A 4,896-nucleotide genomic window follows, 5' to 3' on the forward strand; every position below is an offset into this window, starting at 1 on the left:
CCTCGCATGCGCGCCTTTCTCGGTGTGCCAATCATGATCCGGGACAATATTTTTGGTGGCCTCTATCTAACCGACGACCGACTTGGATGGACGTTCAGCGAATCGCATGAAATCGCGGTGCGGGTGTTCGCCTCGGCCGCAGCGGTGGCCATTGACAACGCTCAATTGTTCGAACGCAGTGAGCGGCGCGCGGATTGGCTGGAAGCCAGCCGACGGATCATCACCGAGCTACTCTTGGGTGCCGAGTCCAGACGTTTGCCCCTTCAACTGATCGCCGCGCAAGTCCACAAGCTGGCGGATGCCGAGCAGGCGATCGTGCTCACCCCTTCCGATGCCGACCTGCCGGCCGAAGACATCGACACACTCATCGTGTCTGCCGCGGTCGGGGTGCACGCCGAAGAGGTACTCGGTCAAGAGGTGCCGGTCGACGGCTCGACAACCGGTCATGTCTTTCGCACCGGATCGCCGATGATCACCGAATCTTTTCGATATCCGATCCAGGCGTTCACCGACGCGGGTGAACGCTCGGCGATCGTCATGCCGCTGCGATACGAACGAACGATCACAGGAGTGATTGCTGTCGCGCGCCGCGCCGACGAGATACCCTTCGATTCAAGCTATCTCGATTTGGTCGGCGACTTCGCCAGCCAGGCCGCGCTAGCACTGGCCTTGGCGACGAACAGCGAAACCACTCGTGAGCTGTCGATTCTGGCCGATCGTGAGCGAATCGCGCATGATCTGCACGACTACGTGATCCAACGGCTGTTTGCGATCGGCCTGGACTTACAGGGAACCATTGCGCGCACCCGCTCCCCCGATCTGGTTGCGCGACTCAACGGGACCATCGACGATCTGCAGAACACCATCGAGGACATCCGCAACACCATCTTCGAGTTGCAATCCTCAAGCACCGACGAAGGCGGATTCCGTCGAAAAATCCAGAACACCGTCGCCGACCTGACTAAGAATCGCAACATCACTACCACGTTCCACGTGTCCGGCCCGATGACCGCGGTCGGTCCTCAGTTGGCCCAACACGCGGAGGCCGTTGTCGCCGAAGCTGTCAGCAACGCCGTGCGGCATTCTGGCGCAACTCATCTGAACATCGTGGTAAAGGTCGGCGACGAACTCCTGATTGATGTCGCCGATGACGGCTGCGGGATCCCAGAGTACAACCAGCGACGAAGCGGGTTGGCGAACTTACATCGTCGCGCCGAGCAGGCGGGTGGCGCCTGCTCGATCAGTACACCGGAGTCGGGCGGAACGCTCATTCGCTGGACGGCGCCGCTCATCGACTGATGGGCGTCTGTGGATAGCACCCGCGTCAGCTTTCGGCTCGAAGGTCCTATGGCCACCGTGCGCGGGACTCACGCCTCTACCTTGCGTCGGCGACAGATCCTAACGTCGAAGTCGAGCCGCTCTCACCGGATATCGGCAAGAATGAGGACAGCGGAATGTCATATTCTAAAGCGTATTACGGCATTGTCGTGGGCGTCGATGGATCAGGGGACGCCGATGCGGCTGTCCGGTGGGCGGCATACGAGGCAGCCAACCGCCAGGTTCGCCTGACGTTGGTGCAAGCCATTGCCATGCCGTCTCCGGGACGGTCGAATCCGGATCTACGCGAACTCTACGAAACCGACGCAGACGCCATCCTCGACGATGCCGTGGCCAATATCAACGAGTCCATGAAAGACAATGCACCAGAGGATGTTAGGCGCCGCGTGTTCTTTTCGCGGCCTGCTCCGGCGCGTATCGACATGTCCAAAGATGCGGAGATGGTGGTCGTCGGCGGTCACGGGCGGGGCGCACTGCGTCGTTGGCTGCTGGGGTCGGTGAGTAATGCCCTGATCCGCCACGCGCACTGCCCGGTAGCGGTAATCGACCGCGGCCCTTCGCTGTCTTCCCAAGACCCAAAATCGCCGGTACTACTGGGATTCGATGGTTCGGCATCGTCGGAGGTCGCGGCTGAGATCGCGTTCAGGGAGGCGTCGATGCGAGGCGCCGATCTGTTGGTGCTGCACGCGGCCAGCGACACCGAACTGTCGCAGATTCTGAGCACGAAGTACTCCGAGGGCCTTGCCGGTGTCGGCGAAATGCTGGCCGAGCGGCTGGCTGGTTATCAGAAGCGTTACCCCAGACGTCCACGTGCAGCGGGCGGTCATGGACGATCGTCCGGCCGCTCACCTTATCCAGCTCTCTGCGACCGCCCAGCTCGTCGTGGTCGGCAGTCACGGCCGCGGCGGCTTCGCCGGGATGGCTCTCGGCTCGGTCAGCACCGCGGTGGCGCACGCTTCGCGGACACCGGTGATTGTCGCCCGCAACCACTAATCCCCCGGTCGACACGGCGCGCTAGTTACGGCGTTGGCCGCAAACGCGACGCGCTGCTGGAGCTAACCGCCGCTATCGCCGGTCAATTGGCTGAGGCCGGCTATGACACGATCGGCGGGTTGCAGCGTGACACCGATGTCTGCCATCTCTGCGCGGCCGCGTTCGTAGAGGCCGGATACCGCATCCTCGACGAGCACCACGCGATAGTCGCGCTCGCTGGCCTCGTAGATGGATGTGCGTGGACAGTTGGGATAATTGCACCCAGCGACCACCACGGTGTCGATCAGATTCTCGCGCAAGTAGTCATCGAGGATGGTGCTGTAGAAGGCGCCCCACCGCGGTTTGTAAAGGATGATCTCGCGCTCGGCAAGCCGCTGTGGATGTCCTGACAGCAGGAGTTCATCGTCGAATTGCGTGGCCGGATCGGGCGAAATGTCTGGCGCCAGCAGGCGCCCGGGTGTGCCCGGGCGCAGCATCGGACTGCTGCCGGCAACAAGTGATCTACGCACCGGCTCGGCATTGCTTCCGTCGGCAAGATAGAGCCTGACCACGTGCACAATCGGCAAGTCTGCGCCTCGAAATGCCCGGCACAGTGCGGCGATCTGCGGCACGGCGGCTGAAGTGCCGGGGATCTCGAGAGTCCCGCCGTCGAGGGTGTCGGCCTGAACGTCGATCGTCAGCAACGCCGAGGACTCGAAGCGCGGCCGAACGAGCGGATCCATACTCGCAGCATAGCGGCACACCTGAACGTCTCAGCCGATTGCGATCGGACGCAACGTCGTCCACACCGGAGTGCTGCAAGCGCCGAAAACCGTTGGCCTGATCTTGTTTAGGGATACCGTCAGGTCGGCGATCGATGTCAGCCAGGCACGTGCGGTAACCGACTGGCGCGCTCCATGAACGTACCGTCGGGTGCGTTGAAGCCGAATTTCGCGTACAGCGCATGCCCGTCGTTGGTGTGCAGCATCCAGCGGAAATCACGACCTGGCCCTTCGTCGATCATCACCTGCACAATTCCGGCTCCGATTCCAACACCACGCCTGGCGCGGTCGACATAGACGTCGGCGAGGTAAGCAAACGCAGCGCCGTCGGAGAACGCTCGTGCGAATCCCACCATCTGGCCGCCATTGGCCGCGTAGGCCCCCACCACTCGCCAAGCGGCGTCGAGTTGTTGGTCGAACATTTCTCGGGTCCGATACTTGGCCCAGTAGGCATGGTCAGTCAATTCACGCCACAGCCAATTGCGTTCCACCCGAGCCAAGTTGGTGCTGAACTCGATCTCCACCTCTTACTCCCTTCGGCTGAACGGTCTGGAGCCACTGGATGTGGAGTGCGGAGCGATTGGCTATCGAACCGACTGCGGCCATGCCATTTGCCACGAGGATAGGACGGCGTTGGGTCAGCCGCTGGCACACGTGTTCAGCGTCCTGACACCGTTTTCGGTTAGCTGCAGGCAGCAAGCACCAGTTCGCGCACCCGGGCGGCATCGGCCTGCCCCTTGGTGGCCTTCATCACCGCGCCCACGATCGCACCGGCAGCCTGCACTTTTCCACCGCGAATCTTCTCGGCGACATCGGGATTGGCCGCCAGCGCATCGTCCACAGCGGCCTGGATCAGCGATTCGTCGCGCACCACCGCCAACCCGCGTGTCGTCATCACCTGCTCGGGGTCGCCCTCGCCGGCCAGCACACCCTCGACCACTTGGCGAGCCAGCTTGGTGGTCAGCGTCCCGTTGTCGACCAGCGCCACCACCGCCGCGACTTGCGCTGGGCTGATGGGCAATTCGTCGAGCGCGACACCGGCCTCGTTAGCCTTCTGCACCAGGAAGTTGCCCCACCAGGCGCGGGCGGATTCGCTGGACGCCCCCTGTTCGACGGTCGCGATGACCATATCCACGGCACCGGCGTTTACCAGATCGCGCATCACCTCATCAGAAATGCCCCAGTAGTGCTGAATCCGCTTGCGCCGCAGCCAAGGTAGCTCGGGAATGGTCGTGCGTAGGCGCTCGACGAGTTCGCCGCTGGGTGCGACCGGTTCGAGGTCGGGCTCGGGAAAGTAGCGGTAGTCTTCCGCGGTTTCCTTGGTGCGGCCCGGGCTGGTGAAGCCGTCCTCGTGGAAGTGCCTGGTTTCCTGGATGACTCGGCCACCGGATTCCAGAACAGCTCCTTGGCGCCGCATCTCGTAGCGGACGGCGACCTCGACGCTCTTGAGCGAGTTGACGTTCTTGGTCTCGCTGCGAATGCCGAACTCGGTCGCGCCTTTGGGCTTCAGTGACACGTTGGAGTCGCAGCGCATCGACCCCTGATCCATCCGGACGTCGGAAACATCCAATGCGCGCAACAGGTCTCGCAACGCCGTCACGTAAGCGCGGGCAATCTCTGGCGCACGTTCGCCAGTGCCTTCGATCGGTTTGGTGACGATTTCGATCAGCGGCACCCCGGCCCGGTTGTAATCCGCCAGCGAGGTCGTCGCACCGGCGATGCGGCCGGTGTCGCTGCCCAAGTGGGTCAGCTTGCCGGTGTCTTCCTCCATGTGGGCACGCTCGATGTCGACTCGCCAGGTGCT

5 protein-coding genes and 1 pseudogene are annotated in these 4,896 nt (G+C 62.8%); 3 read left to right on the top strand and 3 right to left on the bottom strand.

The window, feature by feature from the left end; genetic code table 11:
• The 3 genes and pseudogenes from AC2VOU_RS17165 to AC2VOU_RS17175 form a co-directional block, all read left to right on the top strand.
• Positions 1-1,299 (top strand): sensor histidine kinase (locus AC2VOU_RS17165; RefSeq protein ID WP_486958449.1); only part of this gene is annotated, 1,299 nt, incomplete at its 5' end.
• 155 nt (positions 1,300-1,454) lie between these two features.
• Positions 1,455-2,063 (top strand): annotated as a pseudogene (locus AC2VOU_RS17170) (universal stress protein); the annotation flags it as partial.
• A gap of 100 nt (positions 2,064-2,163) precedes the next feature.
• Positions 2,164-2,331 (top strand): universal stress protein, encoded by a 168-nt coding sequence (locus AC2VOU_RS17175; protein WP_486958450.1) that lies wholly within the window; start codon positions 2,164-2,166, stop codon positions 2,329-2,331.
• 62 nt (positions 2,332-2,393) lie between these two features.
• Here AC2VOU_RS17175 and AC2VOU_RS17180 read toward each other — a convergent pair whose 3' ends face one another.
• The 3 genes from AC2VOU_RS17180 to gatB form a co-directional block, all read right to left on the bottom strand.
• Positions 2,394-3,053, bottom strand: a complete 660-nt coding sequence (locus tag AC2VOU_RS17180; RefSeq protein ID WP_486958451.1) for a cysteine hydrolase family protein — start codon at positions 3,051-3,053, stop codon at positions 2,394-2,396.
• Positions 3,054-3,190: 137 nt separating this feature from the next.
• Complete coding sequence (locus tag AC2VOU_RS17185; RefSeq protein WP_486958452.1) at positions 3,191-3,616, bottom strand: GNAT family N-acetyltransferase; 426 nt, start codon at positions 3,614-3,616, stop codon at positions 3,191-3,193.
• A gap of 158 nt (positions 3,617-3,774) precedes the next feature.
• A partial coding sequence (gene gatB, locus AC2VOU_RS17190) for an Asp-tRNA(Asn)/Glu-tRNA(Gln) amidotransferase subunit GatB (RefSeq protein ID WP_486958453.1) occupies positions 3,775-4,896 on the bottom strand: 1,122 nt, incomplete at its 5' end.

It is taken from the genome of Mycobacterium sp. TH-M25 (genome assembly GCF_057473665.1).

Coding starts and splice junctions, on each gene's coding strand:
- AC2VOU_RS17175 (WP_486958450.1), top strand. CDS start 2,164: ATGGACGATCGTCCGGCCGCTCACCTTATCCAGCTCTCTGCGACCGCC.
- AC2VOU_RS17180 (WP_486958451.1), bottom strand. CDS start 3,053: ATGGATCCGCTCGTTCGGCCGCGCTTCGAGTCCTCGGCGTTGCTGACG.